This is a genomic window from Streptococcus mitis (assembly GCF_023109515.1).
In the GTDB taxonomy this organism is placed as follows: domain Bacteria; phylum Bacillota; class Bacilli; order Lactobacillales; family Streptococcaceae; genus Streptococcus; species Streptococcus mitis_CS.
This window is the reverse complement of sequence record NZ_JALDUM010000002.1, coordinates 190,747-212,214: the sequence shown is the minus strand read 5'-3', so window position 1 is coordinate 212,214 and position 21,468 is coordinate 190,747. Positions and strand designations below refer to the sequence as shown.

General features: G+C 42.3%; 22 protein-coding genes and 1 riboswitch. Of the genes, 16 read left to right on the top strand and 6 right to left on the bottom strand.

Annotation, left to right across the window (positions count from 1 at the left end):
- Positions 1-6 precede the first annotated feature (6 nt).
- From M1G05_RS06680 to nrdI, 3 genes are all read left to right on the top strand, one after another.
- Positions 7-1,293, top strand: a complete 1,287-nt coding sequence (locus tag M1G05_RS06680) for a response regulator transcription factor (RefSeq protein WP_247953391.1) — start codon at positions 7-9, stop codon at positions 1,291-1,293.
- 60 nt (positions 1,294-1,353) lie between these two features.
- Positions 1,354-1,887, top strand: coding sequence for an ABC transporter permease (locus M1G05_RS06675; RefSeq protein WP_023946835.1), 534 nt, complete (start codon positions 1,354-1,356; stop codon positions 1,885-1,887).
- A 77-nt stretch (positions 1,888-1,964) separates the two neighbouring features.
- Complete coding sequence (nrdI, locus tag M1G05_RS06670; RefSeq protein ID WP_004255033.1) at positions 1,965-2,429, top strand: class Ib ribonucleoside-diphosphate reductase assembly flavoprotein NrdI; 465 nt, start codon at positions 1,965-1,967, stop codon at positions 2,427-2,429.
- A gap of 47 nt (positions 2,430-2,476) precedes the next feature.
- On the opposite strand, the gene M1G05_RS06665 is transcribed toward nrdI, so the two are convergent.
- Positions 2,477-2,935, bottom strand: a complete 459-nt coding sequence (locus M1G05_RS06665) for a DUF3021 domain-containing protein (protein WP_247953390.1) — start codon at positions 2,933-2,935, stop codon at positions 2,477-2,479.
- Positions 2,932-3,372, bottom strand: a complete 441-nt coding sequence (locus tag M1G05_RS06660) for a LytTR family DNA-binding domain-containing protein (RefSeq protein WP_247953389.1) — start codon at positions 3,370-3,372, stop codon at positions 2,932-2,934. Before M1G05_RS06660 ends, M1G05_RS06665 begins: the two co-directional genes overlap by 4 nt.
- A gap of 206 nt (positions 3,373-3,578) precedes the next feature.
- Here M1G05_RS06660 and mutL point away from each other — a divergent pair, with 206 nt between their 5' ends.
- The 3 genes from mutL to M1G05_RS06645 all read left to right on the top strand — a co-directional run bounded on the left by mutL (position 3,579) and on the right by M1G05_RS06645 (position 6,823).
- Positions 3,579-5,528 (top strand): DNA mismatch repair endonuclease MutL, encoded by a 1,950-nt coding sequence (mutL, locus tag M1G05_RS06655; protein WP_247953388.1) that lies wholly within the window; start codon positions 3,579-3,581, stop codon positions 5,526-5,528.
- Between the two features lie 128 nt (positions 5,529-5,656).
- Positions 5,657-6,250, top strand: coding sequence for a Holliday junction branch migration protein RuvA (ruvA, locus tag M1G05_RS06650; RefSeq protein WP_247953387.1), 594 nt, complete (start codon positions 5,657-5,659; stop codon positions 6,248-6,250).
- Between the two features lie 9 nt (positions 6,251-6,259).
- Complete coding sequence (locus tag M1G05_RS06645) at positions 6,260-6,823, top strand: DNA-3-methyladenine glycosylase I (protein ID WP_247953386.1); 564 nt, start codon at positions 6,260-6,262, stop codon at positions 6,821-6,823.
- An 82-nt stretch (positions 6,824-6,905) separates the two neighbouring features.
- Here the strand turns inward: M1G05_RS06645 and M1G05_RS06640 are convergent, their stop codons facing one another.
- The 4 genes from M1G05_RS06640 to M1G05_RS06625 all read right to left on the bottom strand — a co-directional run bounded on the left by M1G05_RS06640 (position 6,906) and on the right by M1G05_RS06625 (position 10,083).
- Positions 6,906-7,169: a SemiSWEET family transporter gene (locus M1G05_RS06640; protein WP_000166114.1), complete on the bottom strand. Its 264-nt coding sequence runs from the start codon at positions 7,167-7,169 to the stop codon at positions 6,906-6,908.
- A gap of 105 nt (positions 7,170-7,274) precedes the next feature.
- Entirely contained in the window at positions 7,275-8,309 is a 1,035-nt protein-coding gene (locus M1G05_RS06635) for a S66 family peptidase (protein ID WP_247953385.1), read from the bottom strand.
- A 140-nt stretch (positions 8,310-8,449) separates the two neighbouring features.
- Positions 8,450-9,127, bottom strand: a complete 678-nt coding sequence (locus tag M1G05_RS06630) for a DUF1129 domain-containing protein (protein ID WP_049510981.1) — start codon at positions 9,125-9,127, stop codon at positions 8,450-8,452.
- 11 nt (positions 9,128-9,138) lie between these two features.
- Positions 9,139-10,083: a magnesium transporter CorA family protein gene (locus tag M1G05_RS06625; RefSeq protein ID WP_000815623.1), complete on the bottom strand. Its 945-nt coding sequence runs from the start codon at positions 10,081-10,083 to the stop codon at positions 9,139-9,141.
- 131 nt (positions 10,084-10,214) lie between these two features.
- Between M1G05_RS06625 and uvrA the strand changes: the two genes are divergently transcribed.
- From uvrA to M1G05_RS06575, 10 genes are all read left to right on the top strand, one after another.
- The gene (gene uvrA / locus M1G05_RS06620; RefSeq protein ID WP_247953384.1) at positions 10,215-13,046 is read left to right on the top strand and encodes an excinuclease ABC subunit UvrA; all 2,832 of its coding nucleotides are present in this window, start codon (positions 10,215-10,217) and stop codon (positions 13,044-13,046) included.
- Positions 13,039-14,100, top strand: a complete 1,062-nt coding sequence (locus M1G05_RS06615; RefSeq protein ID WP_064276758.1) for a M24 family metallopeptidase — start codon at positions 13,039-13,041, stop codon at positions 14,098-14,100. The genes uvrA and M1G05_RS06615 overlap by 8 nt, the downstream gene beginning before the upstream one ends.
- Positions 14,101-14,157: 57 nt before the next feature.
- A riboswitch (M-box (ykoK) riboswitch) is annotated at positions 14,158-14,308 on the top strand.
- A 195-nt stretch (positions 14,309-14,503) separates the two neighbouring features.
- Positions 14,504-17,164 (top strand): magnesium-translocating P-type ATPase, encoded by a 2,661-nt coding sequence (mgtA, locus tag M1G05_RS06610; RefSeq protein ID WP_247953383.1) that lies wholly within the window; start codon positions 14,504-14,506, stop codon positions 17,162-17,164.
- Positions 17,165-17,299: 135 nt separating this feature from the next.
- Positions 17,300-17,698 (top strand): transcriptional regulator Spx, encoded by a 399-nt coding sequence (spx, locus tag M1G05_RS06605; RefSeq protein WP_000591165.1) that lies wholly within the window; start codon positions 17,300-17,302, stop codon positions 17,696-17,698.
- Between the two features lie 60 nt (positions 17,699-17,758).
- On the top strand, positions 17,759-18,328 hold the full coding sequence (locus M1G05_RS06600) for an SP0191 family lipoprotein (protein ID WP_000725153.1): 570 nt from the start codon (positions 17,759-17,761) through the stop codon (positions 18,326-18,328).
- Positions 18,329-18,414: 86 nt separating this feature from the next.
- Positions 18,415-18,681, top strand: a complete 267-nt coding sequence (locus M1G05_RS06595; protein WP_000507059.1) for an IreB family regulatory phosphoprotein — start codon at positions 18,415-18,417, stop codon at positions 18,679-18,681.
- A gap of 3 nt (positions 18,682-18,684) precedes the next feature.
- The gene (ruvX, locus tag M1G05_RS06590) at positions 18,685-19,104 is read left to right on the top strand and encodes a Holliday junction resolvase RuvX (protein ID WP_004239076.1); all 420 of its coding nucleotides are present in this window, start codon (positions 18,685-18,687) and stop codon (positions 19,102-19,104) included.
- Between the two features lie 15 nt (positions 19,105-19,119).
- Complete coding sequence (locus tag M1G05_RS06585) at positions 19,120-19,425, top strand: DUF1292 domain-containing protein (protein WP_000017620.1); 306 nt, start codon at positions 19,120-19,122, stop codon at positions 19,423-19,425.
- 208 nt (positions 19,426-19,633) lie between these two features.
- Complete coding sequence (locus M1G05_RS06580) at positions 19,634-20,884, top strand: folylpolyglutamate synthase/dihydrofolate synthase family protein (RefSeq protein WP_247953382.1); 1,251 nt, start codon at positions 19,634-19,636, stop codon at positions 20,882-20,884.
- Between the two features lie 86 nt (positions 20,885-20,970).
- Positions 20,971-21,435, top strand: coding sequence for an SP_0198 family lipoprotein (locus tag M1G05_RS06575; RefSeq protein ID WP_247953381.1), 465 nt, complete (start codon positions 20,971-20,973; stop codon positions 21,433-21,435).
- The last annotated feature ends 33 nt before the right edge of the window (positions 21,436-21,468 follow it).

The window sequence follows — 21,468 nt, the reverse complement described above, 5'->3', positions numbered from 1 at the left end:
GAGAAAATGTATAAAGTATTATTAGTAGATGATGAGTACATGGTGACAGAAGGTCTGAAACGTTTGATTCCCTTTGATAAGTGGGATATGGAGGTCGTCGCAACAGCCAGTCATGCCGATGAAGCCCTAGAATATGTTCAGGAAAATCCCGTCGATGTCATCATTTCAGATGTCAATATGCCCGACAAAACAGGGCTTGATATGATTCGGGAGATGAAAGAAATCTTACCAGATGTTGCCTATATCCTGCTCTCAGGTTATCAGGAGTTTGATTATGTCAAAAGAGCAATGAACCTTAGTGTGGTGGACTATCTGGTCAAACCTGTTGATAAGGTAGAGTTGGGAAATCTGCTGGAGAAGATTGCAGGTCAGCTCGGTGAGAGAGGAAAGAAAAGTCAGACCCTCAGTCAAGATTTAGACGAGGCTGGATTTGTTAGTTATCTAGGAGGTAAGGAGAATTGGTGGATAGGCCTATCCAAGGAAAAGCAAGGCTCCTTCACCATTCCCTACTATGTCTTGGGTCAAGATTGGCAGATTTTTATTTCTGATCAACCCCTAGATGGTTTAGTCGTTACTCCCTTTGAAGCTCCTTATCAAGAACACTTTGAACGCTGGAAGCTGAATGCTGAGAAAGCCCTCTTTTACGGCTCTGTAAATCTACAACAGTCTGAGAGTCTCTTTGCCTATTACGAACCGATTTATAGGGTTATCATTCAGGGAAATCTTAATCAAATCGTAGAAGAGTTAAATCTCTTGGAGAAGGTAGTTCTTGAAAATACACCCCGTGTTCCAATTACCAAGCAGCTTTTTATCCAGTTTGTCATGGATGTCTTTCACTTGTTTGAACATCTCAAAGCTGATGATATGACGGATATTGTCAAAACCATTCATGCTATTCAATCATTCGATCAATTGGTTCCTTATATCAAGGAAACTCTGACCCGCTTCTTTGGGCAATATCGTATGAATGAAAACGTGGTCAGTGTGCTGGAAGTCATTGGGCGTGATTATCAGAAAGAACTTTCCCTCAAGGATATCAGTAAGGATCTCTTTATCAATCCTGTCTATCTAGGGCAGTTGATCAAGCGTGAAACCAATTCGACCTTCGCAGAATTACTAAACAAACAACGCATTAAGGCTGCCCAACAGCTCTTGCTTTCAACTAGTGACAGTATCGAAGATATTTGTTATGCTGTTGGTTACAGTAATGTTGGATATTTCTATAAAGTGTTCCGAAAATTGTGCGGAAAATCGCCAAAAGCTTACCGAAAACAGGTAGAAACGACACTATAATAGTTGTATCCCTTTACAAAAAGTGCTATAATATCAATAATAACATCAGGAGGTTCTATCATGAAAAAGAAACCAATTTATCTATGGGTCTTGCTCATCTTGTCTGCCCTTATTTCAGCTACGTCTCTGTTTGAACTTTTGAAGCCCTTGCCTAGTAAAGAAGTCCTTCGTGCTGCTCAAAAACAAGTTGCAGGGGTCAGTGCTCAGCAGGTAGAAGATAGCATTAATTTTAGCTATAGAGTGGCAGAAGCATCTCATTCTATTTTTAATGTGGCCTTGGTTGTACTATCTGCTATTTTAGTGGTAGTAGCGATTGTATTCCTTGTTCGTAAGAATTTGCAGTATGCAAACTATACTTATGTCGGCTATGTTTTGCTAGCCATTATTGGTTCGATTTATACCTATGTGACTTTACAAGACGCTTTGCAGCTGGTTCAAGATGAAACTATTCGTTTGACAATGGGTATTGGTTCAAAAGCTGTCAGCATTTTCTATATCGTCATCAATGTTCTCTTCCTAGCCCTTGTCTTCTACAAGATATGGCGTCAGCAAAAAGCCTTGGCTGAAGAAGAGGAAACAGAAGAACTTGCCTAAGTATTGACAAAAAAGAACTATCAAGTTACAATCTTGGTAGTTCTTTTTCGATTAAAAATAAAATCATGGAGGTACATATGAAGACAATTTCTTTAGTTTATATTAGTCTGAGTGGCAATACTGAAAGTTTTGTGACGCGCTTGAAAGACTATCTCTTGTCCCAGTACGAGGGAATTGAGGTTCAAAAGATTCATATAAAAGATTTGGTCAAAGAAGGCCAAGATTTCTATGAAATGGACCATCCCTATGTTGCTTTTTTGCCGACTTACCTAGAAGGTGGGAATGGCGTGGATAACGGAGATGTTGAGATATTGACAACGCCAGTGGGAGATTTTATCGCTTATGGTGACAATGCTAGTAAGTGTTTTGGCGTAGTTGGTTCAGGCAATCGTAACTTTAATAACCAATACTGCTTGACAGCTAAGCAATACAGTCAACGTTTTGGTTTCCCTGTCTTGGCTGACTTTGAAATGCGAGGCATGCTGGGAGATATCAAACGTGTCGCAGCTATTATCGCAGATTTGTATGAGTTGGAAAGTTGAGCTTAGGCTTGACTTTTTTATTATTCCAAGTGGTTTTATCAGCACTCTTACTTTTTATGCTTCAAGAGTTGATTGATATGGTCTACTTTTTTTGATGCTCTTTTATAGGAAATAGTCCAAATGATGAGGTAGACAATCGCAAACTCGATAATGAGTTGGAGGTAGAAAATCCAGTGGAAGGGGAACCAACCTGCTAGGGTCGCTAGTGGGATAAAGCCTACTAGCATGAGGAAGAAATGGGTCATAGTTGCACGGAGCAAGCTCCAGTCACGGCTGAATAATCGCTTGCCAAAGTTGAAGAGAATACCGATGGCTGCCCAGATCAGTGTGCAGTAGAGCAAGACCAGGGCACCGTGAATCTGATGTTGGGTCATCACTTGGCCGATGAGAGACTCGGGACTCAGTGGAGCGTAGGTATTTGGTGCATAAATGAGTGAAAAGATGATAGAGAGGATGAGGCCGATGAGGACACCAGTAGCTGCGTCGTGGAAGATTTGTTTTTTCATAGTTCTAATTTCTCCTTGATGGTTTTTAGGTAACGGCGTGAAGAGTAGGTGAAGCTTTCGTTTTTCAAGAAAATTTTTACTAGGCCGTTTGGGGTTAGCTTGAGATGAGAGATGGAGTTGATATTGATGATTTCTGATTGGGAAATTTGGATAAAATTGGTTGGCAGAATTTCAAGAACCTGATAGAGTCGTAAATCAATATTGTAGGTCTGGCTAGCCGTTTCTGCAAGAACCTTCCGATTCTCGATATAGAAGCGCTGTATCTTACCAATCTCAACTAGATAGACCTGATCATCGATTTTCCCTTTGATTTTTTCTTTTTGGTCAAGATTTTCTGCGAACTCGATGACTTTCTGGACTTTATCTGTCGGCTGAGGTGCTTGGACAATCAGTTTTTCTTCCTTGTAAGTCTCACTAATCTGTAGTTCTACTTTCATAAATTTCTCTCCTTGTTTTTCATACAAAATTGTGATCACTTCTTGTACACTTTTATTAAACACTATTTTATAGCCTATGGCAAGGGACTTTGTCTATGTGGAGGGATTTGGCTTCTATGTGGTGCTAGCTTTTCTGTCCTATCTGAAATATGGTATAATAGCACTAATCAATTGCTAGGAAAACAGATACAGAAAGGGGCTGAAAGATGTCTCATATTATTGAATTGCCAGAGGTGCTGGCAAACCAGATTGCAGCTGGAGAGGTTATCGAACGTCCTGCCAGTGTGGTCAAAGAGTTGGTAGAAAATGCCATTGACGCGGGCTCTAGTCAAATTACCATTGAGATTGAGGAAGCAGGTCTCAAGAAAATCCAAATCACAGATAATGGTCATGGAATTGCTCACGATGAGGTGGAATTGGCCTTGCGCCGCCATGCGACTAGTAAGATAAAAAATCAAGCAGATCTCTTTCGAATTCGGACGCTTGGTTTTCGTGGTGAAGCCCTGCCCTCTATCGCGTCTGTCAGTGTACTGACTCTATTGACGGCGATGGATGGTGCAAGTCATGGAACCAAGCTCGTCGCGCGTGGGGGAGAAGTTGAAGAAGTCATCCCAGCGACCAGTCCTGTGGGAACCAAGGTTTGTGTGGAGGACCTCTTTTTCAACACGCCTGCCCGTCTCAAGTATATGAAGAGCCAGCAAGCAGAGTTATCTCATATCATTGATATTGTCAACCGTCTGGGCTTGGCCCATCCTGAGATTTCTTTTAGCTTGATTAGTGATGGTAAGGAAATGACGCGGACAGCAGGGACTGGTCAACTGCGCCAAGCTATTGCAGGGATTTACGGTTTGGCGAGTGCCAAGAAGATGATTGAAATTGAGAATTCTGACCTTGATTTCGAAATTTCTGGCTTTGTGTCCTTGCCTGAGTTAACTCGGGCCAATCGCAACTATATCAGTCTCTTCATCAATGGCCGTTATATCAAGAACTTCCTGCTCAATCGTGCAATTCTAGACGGCTATGGCAGTAAGCTTATGGTAGGCCGTTTTCCACTGGCTGTCATTCACATTCATATCGACCCTTATCTAGCGGATGTCAATGTGCACCCAACCAAGCAAGAGGTGCGGATTTCCAAGGAAAAAGAACTAATGACCCTGGTTTCAGAAGCCATTGCAAATAGTCTCAAGGAGCAAACCTTGATACCTGATGCCTTGGAAAATCTTGCCAAATCGACTGTGCGCAATCGTGAGAAGGTGGAGCAGACCATTCTCCCACTCAAAGAAAATACGCTCTACTATGAGAAAACTGAGCCGTCAAGGCCCAGTCAAGCTGAGGTGGCTGATTATCAGGTAGAATTGACTGATGAAGGACAGGATTTGACCCTGTTTGCCAAAGAAACTTTGGACCAATTGACCAAGCCAGCAAAACTGCATTTTGCAGAGAGAAAGCCAGCTAACTACGACCAATTAGACCATCCAGAGTTAGATCTAGCTAGTCTTGATAAGGCTTATGATAAGCTGGAGCGAGAAGAATCATCCAGCTTCCCAGAGTTGGAATTTTTCGGACAAATGCATGGGACTTATCTCTTTGCCCAAGGGCGAGATGGGCTCTATATCATAGACCAGCACGCGGCGCAGGAACGGGTCAAGTATGAGGAATATCGTGAAAGTATTGGCGATGTTGACCAGAGCCAGCAGCAACTCCTAGTACCCTATATCTTTGAATTTCCAGCGGATGATGCCCTCCGTCTCAAGGAAAGAATGACACATTTGGAGGAAGTGGGCGTCTTTCTAGCAGAGTACGGAGAAAATCAATTTATTCTGCGTGAACATCCTATTTGGATGGCAGAGGAAGAAATCGAGTCTGGTATCTATGAAATGTGCGATATGCTCCTTTTGACCAAGGAAGTTTCTATCAAGAAATACCGAGCAGAGCTGGCTATCATGATGTCCTGCAAGCGGTCCATCAAGGCCAACCATCGTATTGATGACCATTCAGCTAGACAGCTCCTCTATCAGCTTTCTCAATGTGACAATCCCTATAACTGTCCCCACGGACGTCCTGTTTTGGTGCATTTTACCAAGTCGGATATGGAAAAGATGTTCCGACGCATTCAGGAAAATCACACCAGTCTCCGTGAGTTGGGGAAATATTAAACGAATACGCTTTGAAAATCTCTTCAAACCAGGTCAACTCTATCTGCAACCCCAAAGCTGTGCTTTGAGCAACCTGCGGCTAGCTTTCTAGTTTGCTTTTGATTTTCATTGAGCATAAAAGGAAAACTATGTACGAATATTTAAAAGGAATCATTACCAAAATCACTGCCAAATACATTGTCCTTGAAACCATCGGTATCGGTTATATCCTGCATGTGGCCAATCCTTATGCCTACTCGGGACAGATCAATCAAGAAGCTCAAATTTATGTGCATCAGGTTGTGCGTGAGGATGCTCATCTGCTTTATGGATTTCGCTCAGAAGACGAGAAAAAGCTCTTTCTCAGTCTGATTTCGGTATCTGGGATTGGTCCTGTATCAGCTCTTGCTATTATCGCTGCTGATGACAATGCTGGCTTGGTTCAAGCCATTGAAACCAAGAACATCACCTACTTGACTAAGTTCCCTAAAATTGGCAAGAAAACAGCCCAGCAAATGGTGCTGGACTTGGAAGGCAAGGTAGTAGTTGCAGGAGATGACCTTCCTGCCAAGGTGGTAGTGCAAGCTAGCGCTGAAAACCAAGAATTGGAAGAAGCCATGGAAGCCATGTTGGCGCTGGGCTACAAGGCAACAGAGCTCAAGAAAATCAAGAAATTCTTTGAAGGAACGACAGATACAGCTGAGAACTATATCAAGTCGGCCCTTAAAATGTTGGTCAAATAGGAGCAGAGCATGACAAAACGTTGTTCGTGGGTCAAGATGACCAATCCTCTCTATATCGCCTATCATGATGAGGAGTGGGGCCAGCCCCTCCATGATGACCAAACATTGTTTGAGTTATTGTGCATGGAAACCTATCAGGCAGGCCTGTCTTGGGAAACGGTGCTCAACAAACGCCAAGCTTTCCGAGAAGCCTTTCATGGCTATCAAATTCAAGCGGTGGCAGAGATGACCGATACCGAATTGGAAGCCTTGCTGGAGAATCCATCCATCATTCGAAATAAAGCCAAGATTTTTGCTACACGCGCTAACGCCCAAGCATTTTTACGACTACAGGAAGAATATGGCTCTTTTGACGCCTATCTTTGGTCTTTTGTTGAGGGAAAAACCATCGTTAACGATGTTCCCGATTACCGCCAAGCCCCAGCTAAAACACCCTTGTCTGAAAGATTGGCCAAAGATCTCAAAAAACGAGGCTTCAAGTTCACAGGCCCAGTCGCCATCTTGTCTTTTATACAAGCAGCAGGCCTAGTTGATGACCATGAGAATGATTGTGAGTGGAAAAGCGGTCATTAGTGAGTATAGGTAACTAGAATATCCGAGAATATAGAAAAGCTGAGAAACTTTTCCCAGCTTTTTATATATACTATTAGATTTGTTAGAGTGAAGTCAAAAAAGTGATTCCACCTAAAATAACACCAGCTGAATTTGGAATGATTAGTATCCAATCCTTCTTAGGTTCCTTTGTCCATCCATAAATAACCCAGATTAAGCAAGATATAGCAGCTGATAAAGGTTGAAATGGTTGAGCTTTATTTCCCTGTAAATTAGCGATAATTTGAGGTATGTAGGCAATAAATACTATAATTCCAATAAAGGCACCAATAGAACCTACGATTCGATTAATTTTTTGTTTTGTCATATACACCTCCTTCAAAAGGATAACATAGAAATTAGCGAAATGCAATAAATTCAGATACAAATTGTAACGAAAACGAATACAAAAGCACAAAAATAGAGAAACTATTTATTTTTTGTTATAGTCAAAGCGAATGACTTTTTCCTTTGCATCTACATGAGCATGGACTCCAAAGGGAACAATGGCTCTTGGAGTTGCGTGGCCGACATTTAGATTATAGATAATCGGGATATTGCTGTCAATAATATCCAATAGTGCCTCTTTATAGTCGTCATAGAAAGTTTCATCCATAGGTTTTCCGACCAGGAGTCCACTGATGGCCTCGAATATACCAGTGTCCTTTAAAGTTCGCAACATCTTTTTGAAGTCTTCCGGCTCAGGCTTTTCTTCACTTGTTTCTAGCAAGAGGATCTTTCCTTCCCAGTCTGACAAGTCAGGGAAAAGTTTGTATTTTTGGCAGAGCTCCGTGCTGTCTGCGTATCGAGAGTTGTCAAAGATATCGTAGAGGGATTCGAGGCAACCACCGAGTATTTTTCCCTCGAACTGTGCATTTCCTTGCAACAACTCAAAGCCGGTATTTGCATGACTGACACGAGGTGTTCCCAAAGCCTTGGGACTAAAATCAGTTCGTTCCTCATACCAAACATTGCTAGGGCGGATTTCAGAGATTCTTCCCGTCTCAATCAATTCTTTAAAGTAGCGAAGACTATAGGCTAGCATTTCTTTGTCCAATTCACAAATGTCTGCTAAGAAGGATTGACCATAAAAAGTTTTGATTCCTAGTTTATGCAACATGAGATGGTTCATGGTTGTATCCGAGAAGCCAAGAAAAATTTTTTGTTTGATAACCTTTTGTAGTTGGTCATTTTCAAAAAGATAAGGTAGCAAGCGATAGGTATCGTCTCCACCGATGGCGCATAGGATTATGTCGATGCTATCATCAGAAAAGGCATGAATCAAATCCTCTGCACGAGCTTCAGGATGGTTCTTGATAAAGTCTAATCCTTTTAGCGAATGGGGCAAAACGATAGGATTGAGTCCCAGGTCCTTGAGACGTTGGACACCCAAGTCCACTTCGTGTTTGACAAAGTCCTCTCCGATAATGCCACTAGATAAACTAACAATACCAATAGTAGAAATCATATCTCATCCTCCTAGAAATAGATTGAGCCTATTTTATCATAAAAGATGAGAGAACGCTATGTGGGATATCAGAAGAATACTTTAAAATCAAAAAAGTAAGTGAAAAGCAACCGCACCTGCAGCTGCTTTTATCATTCTTCTTAATAGCGTGTTGGTCCTGCACTTGCGCTACGAATATTCAAGCGTTTCTTGAGATAGAAGCGAAGGGCTAGGAGGGCTGCTCCGATAATAGCCAGTGGCACTGGAGCAAGGACTGGGTTAAGGCTAGCTGGTAGGAAGCTTGTTGCAAAGAAGACAAGCAACCAAAGGAACATAGATGCTAGGATAACTAGTACAGATTTCCAGAAAGGTGGACGTTGACTGCGGTCCATATCTGGTCCATAGTATTGGTAAACAAAGTAGTACATCAAGTAGAAGGCAAATCCACCAACAAGTCCAACTAACAAGAGAGTGATAAATCCATAGCCGAAAGCCTGATCTGCCGCAAAGAAAGTTGTGAGGGCGCTGACGAGGGCAAAGAGGCTAGTGATGAAAAGAGCTGAGTCCATAATCATGAGTTTTGGATCATCATTTTCCTTTGGATGCTCTTTTTCATATTGTTCCTTGACAGTGAAACTATGAGCCCAGTGGGTTGGTGCGCCATAGAGGGAACGAGCAGTCGTACCCTTGGCTTGCTCTTTAAGGATTTTGGGAATGACTTCCTCAAAGATTGCCTTGATTTCAGCGTCTGTTTTCCCATCTTTGATGAATTGTTGGGTAGCAATGTGGATAAACTCTTGGTTTTTCTTAGTTAATTTTTGTAGATCAATCTGAGACATAGGAACTCCTCTTAGAACCATTTTTTATGGATGAGATAGAGAGTGAGCGAGACACTCATAGCAAAGGCGATAAAAACGATTAACCAGAAGGCATTCGGTTCGCCGTTTAGGGGGATTTCATTATCCTTAAAGTTCATCCCGTAGGCAGAAAAGACCATGGTTGGGATGGACATGACGATGGTCACAAGGGCCAAGGTTTTCATGATGTTGTTCTGGTTGTTAGAAATGATAGAGGCGAAGGTCTCTGTCATAGAATGCAAGACGTTTCCATAAATGTCTGCCATCTCGATGGCCTGTTGGGTTTCAATCAGGGTATCTTCAAGCAGGTCTTCGTCCTCAAGGTATTTCTTAATATTGCTGGTTGAGCTGGTCAATTTCTTAATCACACGCTCGTTTGTTTTGAGGGAGGCCTTGAAATAGACGATGGTTTTTTCCAATTCCATGAGCTCAATCAATTCTTCATTACGAGTTGATTGATGCAGTTGACTTTCGATTTGCTCACTCTTGCGGTCAATCGAACGAAGGGCTGTTAGGTAAAGCTCTGCATTGCGATAAAGAATCTGGAAGATAAAACGCGAACGCATGAAAGTATAGAAATTACGCAATCGACGGTTGATAAAGACATCGAGGACTGGTAATGGTTCCAAACAAGTAGTGATAATGGTTTCCTCGGTGATGATAATACCAAGTGGGATGGTGACGTAGTAGGTGCGGTTATTTCTTTCTTCTGTGACCGGCACGTCGACGATAATCAGAGTGTACTCGTCTTCAATGGTAATACGAGACATTTCTTCCGCATCGAGCGGTGCTCGAAGGTCGGCAATGTCGATATCGAAGGCGTTAGCGATTTCGAGTGATTCATTTTGAGTCGGATTGACGAGATTGATCCAAGTACCCGGTTCAAGCGTATCGATCTCTTTAAATTCAGTTGTTGTAGAGAGAAAAACTTGTTTCATATCCCTTATCCTTTCTCATTTTTCAGATTTTTTCACACCGTACTATTATACTACAAAATCAGCCTTTTGGGTAATAGAATCTCACTTTTTTTGGTATAATGGTAAGCAATAATGGACTAGAAAGAACAAAGATGCAAGATAAAATTGTCATTCATGGGGCGCGTGCCCATAATTTAAAAAATATTGATGTGGAGATTCCGCGAGACAAGTTGGTTGTCGTGACCGGCTTGTCAGGTTCAGGGAAATCCAGTCTGGCCTTTGACACCCTCTATGCGGAGGGACAACGTCGTTATGTGGAGAGTTTGTCAGCCTACGCTCGTCAATTCTTGGGGAATATGGAGAAGCCAGATGTAGATGCCATTGATGGTCTCAGCCCAGCTATTTCCATTGACCAGAAAACGACTAGTAAAAATCCTCGCTCGACAGTGGGAACCACGACTGAAATCAATGATTATCTGCGTCTCCTCTACGCACGTGTGGGGACGCCTTACTGTATCAACGGGCATGGAGCTATCAAGGCTTCTTCTGTGGAGCAAATTGTGGATAAGGTTTTGGAGTTACCTGAACGCCAACGCCTGCAAATCTTAGCCCCAGTTATCCGTAAGAAAAAAGGACAGCACAAGAGCGTCATTGAAAAGGTTCAGAAGGATGGTTATGTCCGTGTCCGTGTGGATGGGGAAGTCTATGATGTGACCGAAGTGCCAGAGTTGTCTAAGAGCAAGCAACACAATATTGATGTCGTGGTTGACCGTATTGTTATCAAGGAGGGCATCCGTAGTCGTCTCTTTGATTCTATTGAGGCTGCCCTTCGTATTGCAGAAGGTTATGTGATTATTGATACCATGGACGATTCTGAGTTGCTCTTCTCTGAGCATTATGCCTGTCCAGTTTGTGGTTTTACCGTGCCAGAGTTAGAGCCGCGTCTCTTCTCCTTCAATGCTCCTTTTGGCTCTTGTAGTGAGTGTGACGGCTTGGGTATTAAGCTGGAGGTGGATACTGATTTGGTAGTGCCAGACGCCAGCAAAACGCTACGTGAGGGAGCCTTGGCCCCTTGGAATCCTATCTCATCCAACTATTATCCAAACATGCTAGAGCAGGCTATGACAGCCTTTGGAGTGGATATGGATAAGCCTTTTGAGGACTTGTCAGAAGAAGACAAGAACTTGATTCTCTACGGCTCAGATGGCAAGGAATTCCATTTCCACTATGAGAATGAATTTGGCGGCGTGCGCGATATCGACATTCCTTTTGAGGGAGTTGTCAATAATATTAAACGTCGCTACCATGAGACCAATAGTGACTACACTCGCACCCAGATGCGCCTCTACATGAATGAGCTGTCTTGCGGAACTTGTCGCGGCTATCGTCTCAACGACCAAGCCTTGTCTGTCCGCGTGGGTGGTGAGCAAGGGCCACATATCGGAGAAATTTCAGACCTGTCTATCGCAGATCACTTGGAATTAGTCAGTCAGTTGACTCTTTCTGAAAATGAAGCCATCATTGCTCGGCCCATTCTCAAGGAAATCAAGGACCGTTTGACTTTCCTTAATAACGTGGGTCTTAACTATCTGACCCTGTCACGTTCGGCAGGAACTCTTTCAGGTGGGGAAAGTCAGCGTATTCGCTTGGCGACCCAGATTGGTTCTAACCTATCAGGTGTTCTTTATATTCTAGACGAGCCGTCAATCGGTCTTCACCAGAGGGATAATGACCGTCTGATTGCCAGTCTCAAAAAGATGCGTGACTTGGGCAATACTCTTATCGTGGTGGAACATGACGAAGATACCATGCGTGAGGCTGATTATCTGATTGACGTTGGTCCTGGTGCGGGTGTTTTTGGTGGGGAGATTGTTGCGGCAGGTACGCCCAAACAGGTAGCTCGTAACAGTAAGTCTATCACAGGCCAGTACTTGTCAGGCAAACGTGCCATTCCAGTACCAGAAGAACGCCGTGTTGGTAATGGTCGTTTTATCGAGGTGACGGGAGCGCGTGAGAACAACCTGCAAAATGTCACAGCTCGCTTCCCACTAGGAAAATTCATCGCAGTGACAGGGGTGTCGGGCTCAGGGAAATCGACCCTAATCAATAGCATTCTCAAAAAAGCTATTGCCCAGAAGCTCAACCGCAATTCAGACAAACCTGGTAAGTTTAAAACGATTACAGGGATTGAGCATGTAGACCGCTTGATTGATATTGATCAGAGCCCCATCGGACGAACGCCGAGGTCCAACCCAGCTACCTATACAGGAGTTTTTGACGATATACGTGACCTTTTTGCCCAGACAAATGAGGCTAAGATTCGTGGTTACAAAAAGGGACGTTTCAGTTTCAATGTTAAGGGAGGTCGCTGTGAAGCCTGCTCAGGTGACGGGATCATCAAGATTGAGATGCACTTCTTGCCAGATGTTTATGTGGCTTGTGAGGTCTGCCACGGAACCCGCTACAACAGTGAAACCCTAGAAGTTCACTACAAGGAAAAAAATATTTCACAGGTCTTGGACATGACGGTCAACGATGCGGTGGAATTCTTCCAACATATTCCGAAAATTCAACGTAAACTTCAGACTATCAAGGATGTGGGACTTGGTTATGTGACATTGGGGCAACCTGCTACCACCCTTTCTGGGGGAGAAGCCCAGCGTATGAAGCTGGCTAGTGAACTTCACAAACGATCGACAGGAAAATCTTTCTACATTCTGGATGAGCCGACGACAGGTCTTCATACCGAGGATATCGCTCGCTTGCTCAAGGTTTTAGCTCGCTTTGTTGACGATGGCAATACAGTTCTTGTCATTGAGCACAATCTGGATGTTATAAAGACAGCAGACCATATTATTGATTTGGGACCTGAGGGCGGTGTCGGTGGTGGAACCATCATCGCAACAGGAACTCCAGAAGAAGTAGCGGGCAACGAAGCCAGCTACACAGGACATTATTTGAAAGGAAAGTTACATCATGAATAAACGTGTACAAGCATTTCTCGCTAAAATGCAAGAAAAAGAACTAGATGGCATCATTATCAACAACCTTAAAAACGTCTACTACTTGACTGGTTTTTGGGGTTCAAATGGAACAGTCTTTATCAGCCGTGACCGTCAGGTCTTGGTGACAGATTCTCGCTATATCATCGCAGCCAAGCAAGAAACCAGTGGTTTTGAGATTGTGGCCGACCGAGATGAATTGGCTGTCATTGCAGGGATTGTTAAGGACATGGGCTTGTCTCGAATCGGTTTTGAGGATGAGATTTCGGTCTCTTATTACCACCGTATGCAGGCATCCTTTGAAGAGTTAGACTTGCTTCCACAAACTCAGTTTGTTGAAGGCCTTCGTATGATTAAGGATGAGGCGGAGATTGCAGCTATTCGCAAGGCTTGTTCTATCTCAGACCAAGCTTTCCGTGATGCGCTTGACTTTATCAAGCCAGGAAAGACTGAAATTGAAATTGCCAACTTCCTTGACTTCCGCATGCGTGAGTTGGGAGCATCTGGCTTATCTTTTGATACGATCCTAGCTAGCGGTATCAATTCTTCCAAACCTCATGCTCATCCTATGCACAAACCAGTTGAGCTAGGAGAAGCCATTACCATGGACTTCGGTTGCCTTTATGACCACTATGTCAGTGATATGACCCGGACTATCTATCTGGGGCATGTCAGCGATGAGCAGGCAGAGATTTACAATACGGTTCTCAAAGCCAATCAAGCCTTGATTGACCAAGCTAAGGCTGGCTTAGGTTTCCGTGACTTTGACAAAATTCCTCGTGATATTATCATCGAGGCAGGTTATGGCGACTACTTTACCCACGGTATCGGACACGGTATTGGACTGGATATCCATGAGGAACCATACTTTAGCCAGACTTCTACAGAAACTATTAAGGCAGGTATGGCCTTGACTGATGAACCAGGTATCTATATCGAAGGCAAATATGGTGTTCGTATCGAGGACGATATTCTGATTACAGAGACAGGTTGTGAATTGTTAACCCTAGCTCCAAAAGAGTTGATAGTTATTTAAGAGTTAAACAACTCAAATGATTGACTTTTAAATTTTAAAGGTTTATACTGAAAGACGAAAACGGTAGGTGAGGCTACCATAGGGATACGGATGACTACCGCAAAGCAGTGGAGACACTACTCGTTGGTCAACAGTCCTGGTCGCGAAGGCCAAGACTAAGCTCATTTCATTGCCCTATGGAGTTAAAGCTTGAACGAAAAACAGATAATTAGTTTTTTAATCCTGCCATTTTATGGTGGGATTTTCTACTGTTTTAAAGCAAAGAAAGGAGACAGACGATGCAAATTGACGACCATCCGGAACCGCACATACACAGCCAATCGCTGATTTGTGTCGTTCTGCCCTTATAAAGTGATTGGTCTCTGTGTATGAAACACATCATTCATACAGATAGGAGAAACCAATGAAAACTACAAAAGAAAGATTAGCAACAGCTATTCAAGTCCCTTTAGACGAGAGTCTAACTTTTTATCATACTAGTTTAAACGGTTTGATAGAGGAACAAGTCGAAAAAAATCGTGACCTCTATGGCGAAAATGTGATTACCAAAGGCCAAGAAGATTCGATTTTGAAAAAGATTTACGAATCCATTATCAATCCTTTTACGATCATCTTACTGGTCATCGCCGTGATTTCCTTGGTGACCAATGTCTGGTTGGCAAAACCAGGTCAAGAGGATCCGACGACTTCTATTATCATCGTTGTCCTCGTCCTCATTTCTGGTGGCATACGCTTTGTCCAAGAACTCCGTAGTGATAAGGCTGCGACCAATCTATCAAAAATGATTGTCAACACAGCGACTGTCATTCGTCAAGGAGAAATCCAAGAAGTACCTATCGATGATTTGGTAGTGGGTGACGTGGTTAAATTAAGCGCTGGAGACATGATTCCAGCAGATCTTCTTTTATTTGAGTCGCGCGATTTCTTTGTACAACAGTCGGGCTTGACAGGTGAAAGTGAATCGGTTGAAAAATTGGCCTTGACCAAGGCAACAGTTCAACAATCTGATAGTCTGCTAGAGGCAGAAGCGCTCGCTTTTATGGGAACCAATGTCTTATCTGGCAGTGCCAAGGCCGTGGTTTTGGCGGTTGGTGATGATACCATGATGGGGGCCATTGAGCAGACTCTGAACACCTATGATGAGCCTACTTCGTTTGAACGAGAGATGAACAGTATTTCTTGGCTCTTGATCCGTTTGATGTTGGTCATGGTGCCCATCGTTTTCTTGTCCAATGGTTTAACAGATGGCGACTGGCTGGAAGCTGGCGTATTTGCTTTGAGTGTTGGTGTTGGATTGACACCTGAAATGCTTCCTATGATTATTACCGCTAGCCTAGCAAAAGGTTCTATTATCATGGCCAAGGAAAAAGTGGTTATCAAGAAACTCAATGCCATACAGGACTTAGGGGCGATTGATATCTTGTGTACAGATAAGACAGGAACTCTAACCCAAGACGAAATTGTCCTTGAATATCCCTTGGACATCCACGGACGCTTGGATTTGACTGTCTTGAGACGTGCTTATCTCAATTCTTATTTTCAAACGGGCTTGAAAAATTTGATGGACAGAGCTATCATCAAACGGACTGAAAAGGAAGCAAAAGAACACGCCCTCTTGCAAAATCTGGCTCAAACTTTTCAAAAAATAGATGAGCTTCCCTTTGATTTTGAACGTAGACGGATGAGTGTTATCGTTAAAGATGAGCACGAAGTGGTTAGTTTGGTAACCAAGGGTGCCCTAGAGGAGATGTTGACGATTTCCAGTCATGCGGAATACCAAGGAGTGATTACTCCCTTGACAGATATTATTAGAGAAGAAATTTTAGCAGAAGTCAGACAACTAAATCAACAAGGTTTGCGTGTCTTGGGAGTGGCTTATAAGTCAGGTTTGAGGGAAGATCATGCCTATACAGTTGATGACGAAAGGGATATGATTCTAACTGGTTATTTAGCCTTCCTAGATCCTCCTAAACCATCTGCAGCACCAGCAATTAAGGCTTTGTTAGAACATGGGGTTCAAACAAAAATTTTGACGGGAGATAACGAAAAAGTTACCCAAGCAGTCTGTGAAAAGGTTGGTTTGGATATCAATCAGATGCTGTTGGGGTCTGAAATTGATCAGATGAGTGATCAAGAATTGTCTCAAGCCGTAGAGGAGGTAACAGTTTTTGCCAAACTTTCTCCTGACCAAAAAGCAAGGATTATTTTACAATTTAAGGCTAATGGTCATGCGGTCGGCTATATGGGAGATGGAATCAATGATGCCCCTTCTATGAAAGTAGCAGATGTGGGAATTTCTGTTGATACAGCAGTAGATATTGCTAAAGAAACAGCTGATGTTATCTTACTTGATAAGGATCTCATGGTGCTTGAAAAAGGACTTGTTGAAGGTCGTAAGGTCTATGCCAATATGACCAAATATATCAAGATGACAGTGAGTTCTAATTTTGGAAATATCTTATCCCTATTGGTCTCTGGAATCTTTTTACCATTTTTACCAATGGCACCAGTCCATTTGATTATCCTAAATCTAGTCTATGATTTGTCTTGTATTGCCTTGCCTTTTGACAAGGTGGATAAAGATTTTTTGAGAAATCCACATACCTGGGAAGCCAAGTCCATCACACGTTTCATGGTTTGGATGGGGCCTATTTCTTCTGCCTTTGATATTTTGACCTTCATTTTACTTTATTTTATCATTGTACCCATGACGACAGGTCATGCCTATGTTCATGGAGCAGATTCGGCCGTAGGATTTATTGTCTTGTTTCAGACAGGTTGGTTTATCGAGTCCATGTGGTCACAGACCATGGTTATCCATATGCTGCGTTCAGCCAAAATTCCCTTTTTACAAAGTCGTCCAGCTTGGCTAGTCCTTGTGACAACCTTATTGGCTGCAGCCTTTGTGACCTTCCTTCCCTACAGTCCACTCGCAATCCTACTTCATCTAACTCCATTAAAACCGATTTATTTCATCTTTTTGCTTTTCATCATTATTTTGTATATGATTAGCGTGACAATTGTGAAAAAAATCTATATCAAGAAATATCAAGAATGGCTGTAAATTTCATTTTGTCAAGAAAAAAGTACGAAAATGACGAAAAAAGTCAAAAAAATTTAAAAATAGGTCGCAAGTCGGATGTTTTTTATGGTATAATAGACTAAACTGATAGTAACATGTAGCGAAAGGGGTAGGTACATGATTAAAATTTATACAGTCTCAAGTTGTACTAGCTGTAAAAAAGCAAAAACCTGGCTCAATGCCCACCAGTTAAGTTATAAAGAACAAAACCTTGGTAAAGAAGGAATTACGCGAGAAGAATTACTGGATATTCTGACAAAAACAGATAACGGAATAGCCAGCATCGTTTCGTCTAAAAATCGCTATGCCAAAGCCCTTGGAGTGGATATCGAAGATTTGAGTGTCAACGAAGTCCTCAATCTGATTATGGAAACACCGAGAATTTTAAAGAGCCCAATCCTTGTAGATGAAAAACGCCTGCAAGTTGGCTATAAGGAAGACGATATTCGTGCCTTCCTACCACGCTCTGTCCGTAATGTAGAAAATGCAGAAGCACGTTTGCGTGCAGCTCTATAAACATCAAGGCTGGGAGCAACTCCCAGTCTTATTTTAATTTCAAAAAGAAAGAAGAAAGAAATGAAAAAAATAGTTCTTGTTAGTCTAGCTTTCCTTTTTGTCCTGGTTGGTTGCGGACAGAAAAAAGAAACTGGAACAGCTACAAAAACAGAAAAGGATACGCTTCAGTCGGCATTGCCAGTTATTGAGAATGCTGAGAAGAATACAGTTGTGACCAAGACTTTGGTCTTGCCCAAGTCAGATGATGGTAGCCAGCAAACCCAAACCATTACATACAAGGACAAGACTTTTTTGAGCTTAACGATTCAACAAAAACGTCCAGTTTCTGATGAGTTGAAGACTTATATCGACCAACATGGAGTGGAAGAAACTCAAAAAGCTCTTCTCGAGGCAGAGGAGAAGGATGAGGCTATTATAGAAGCTCGTAAATTAGCAGGATTTAAGCTTGAAACCAAACTATTGAGCGCAACCGAACTTCAAACAACGACTAGTTTTGACTTTCAAGTTCTGGATGTCAAGAAGGCTTCTCAGTTAGAATATTTGAAGAATATTGGTTTAGAAAATCTCTTGAAGAATGAACCAAGCAAATATATTTCAGACAGATTGGCAAATGGCGCGACAGAACAGTAGAAAATCCAAATAAATAGACTGCCTGAATTGTAGAACGTAAGGAATTATGCTATAATGGTACTATTCTAAGGAAAGAGGGTGTTAGAATGGGATTTACTGAAGAAACAGTACGTTTTAAATTGGACGATTCCAATAAAAAAGAAATTAGCGAAACTCTGACTGATGTTTATGCTTCGTTGAACGATAAGGGCTACAACCCGATTAACCAAATCGTAGGTTACGTATTGAGTGGAGACCCTGCCTACGTTCCTCGTTATAATAATGCACGAAATCAAATCCGTAAGTATGAGCGCGATGAAATCGTTGAAGAATTGGTCCGCTACTACCTTAAAGGACAAGGAGTCGATCTATAACCTATGAGAATTATGGGATTGGACGTCGGTTCAAAAACGGTAGGGGTGGCCATTAGCGATCCGCTCGGTTTTACAGCTCAAGGGCTTGAAATCATTCAAATCAATGAGGAACAAGGTCAATTTGGTTTTGACCGCGTTAAGGAGTTGGTTGATACTTACAAGGTGGAACGATTTGTAGTGGGCTTGCCTAAAAACATGAACAATACAAGCGGACCGCGCGTGGAAGCTAGTCAAGCCTACGGAGCAAAGCTAGAAGAGCTTTTTGGTTTACCAGTAGACTATCAAGATGAACGCTTGACAACAGTTGCCGCAGAGCGCATGTTGATTGAACAAGCAGATATTAGCCGCAATAAGCGCAAGAAAGTCATTGATAAGTTAGCAGCTCAGCTGATTTTACAAAATTATTTAGATAGAAAATTTTAATATAAAGGAGAGGCTATGTCACACGATCATAACCACGACCACGAAGAACGTGAATTAATTACACTAGTAGATGAGCAAGGAAATGAAACCTTGTTTGAAATCCTTTTGACGATTGACGGAAAAGAAGAATTTGGTAAAAACTATGTTCTTCTAGTACCAGTTAACGCAGAAGAAGACGAAGACGGACAAGTTGAAATCCAAGCATACTCATTCATCGAAAACGAAGATGGAACAGAAGGCGAATTGCAACCAATCCCAGAAGACTCAGAAGACGAATGGAACATGATTGAAGAAGTCTTCAACAGCTTTATGGAGGAGTAAACACGTCCAGTGGACGTGTTTAGCCCAGCTCTTTGTAACAAGAGAGAGCTGGTAAGTCCGGGGGATGTTTTTACCCCAAGTTAATATTCATAGTAGCTAGTTATTAGCTAACCAGGTGAGAGGTCGGGACGAAAATCCTGGCCTCGTTTTTGTTAGTTATGAGACTTTATTGAGGCAGTTGATTGAACCTGTAATTAAGGAGAGGTATATGTTTGAAGTAGAAGAATGGCTTCATAGTCGGATTGGTTTGAATTTTCGATCAGGTTTGGGCCGAATGCAAGAAGCGGTGGATTTGTTAGGAAATCCTGAGAAGTCTTATCCTATTATCCATGTGACAGGGACTAATGGGAAAGGTTCTACCATTGCTTTTATGAGGGGAATATTTATGGGGCATGGAAAGAAAGTTGCGACCTTTACCTCCCCTCATATTGTCTCCGTCAATGACCGAATCTGCATTAATGGACAACCTATAGCTGATGCAGACTTCATCCGTTTGGCTAATCAGGTCAAGGAGATGGAGAAAACGCTTCTGCAAACCCATGATCAGTTGTCCTTTTTTGAATTGCTGACCTTGATTGCTTTTCTTTATTTTAGAGAGCAAGAGGTGGATTTGGTTTTATTAGAAGTGGGAATTGGCGGCTTACTTGACACGACTAATGTGGTAACTGGAGAGATTGCTGTCATCACCTCTATCGGACTTGACCATCAGGAGACTCTGGGTGACAGTATAGCAGCAATTGCAGAGCAGAAAGCTGGTATTTTTAAGGCTGGTAAAAAGGCAGTGATTGCTAAGTTGCCTTCAGAAGCTAGGCTTGTTTGTCAGAAAAAAGCAGACTCTTTAGCTGTTGACCTTTATCAGGCAGGTCGGGATTTTTCAATGCTGAATGGGAATTTTTTAAGCTCTTTGGCTAACCTTTCACAGTTGAAAATAGGTTTAGAAGGAGCTTATCAGCAGGAAAATGCGGCCTTGGCGCTACAAACGTTTCTTCTCTTTATGAGAGAAGGAAAGGAAGCTGTTGATGAACAGGTTGTAAGACAGGCTTTGGAGCAGACCCATTGGGCTGGGCGTTTGGAGCGTATTCGTCCTCAGATTTACTTGGACGGTGCTCATAACCTTCCTGCCTTGGCTCGCTTGGTTGAGTTTATTAAAGAAAAAGAGCAGGAAGGTTATCGTCCTCAAATCCTATTTGGAGCCTTGAAACGGAAGGATTATCAAGGGATGTTGGCTTATCTGACTGAAAAATTGTCTCAGGTGGAACTCAAGGTGACCGGCTTTGACTATCAAGGTTCTTTGGATGAAACAGATGTAACAGGTTACGATATAGTTCCTTCTTACCGAGAATTTATTAGCAATTTTGAAGCAAGAGCAGGTGCCCAGGATTTGTTGTTCGTTACAGGGTCTCTCTATTTTATCTCAGAAGTACGGGGCTACTTGCTGACCCATGAGCAGATGAATTGACCTCCTTTTTTGAACTTGTTATACTAGGGAAACTACTAGTTAGAGGGAAAAAATTCTGTAAATTGGTAGCAGAAAGGAAATTCATCATGAAATTAAAAAGATTCACACTTTCTCTTGCTTCTATAGCAAGTCTTAGTCTCTTAGTAGCTTGTTCACAAAGAGCTCAACAAGTTCAACAACCAGCAACTCAATCGCAAACACAACAAACTCAGCAATCACAACCTGCTGCTTCATCTTCTACAGAAAATAGCAACCAGGCAGCAACAAGTTCTTCACAAAATACGCCTGAGGCTCAACCAACTAATATTGATGGAACTTATACTGGTCAGGACGAAGGAGACCGTATCACTTTAGTGGTAACTGGAACAACTGGCACCTGGACACAGGTAGAAACTGATGGGGAACAAGAAATCAAGCAGGTTAGCTTCGACGCTGCTAATCAACGCATGATTATTGGTGATGATGCCAAGATTTATGCAATCAATGGAAATCAGATGATTATCGACGATATGGATAGAGACGCGTCTGATCGCATTGTTTTATCAAAATAAACTAGAAGGAGACTGGTTTTGTCAGTCTCTTTT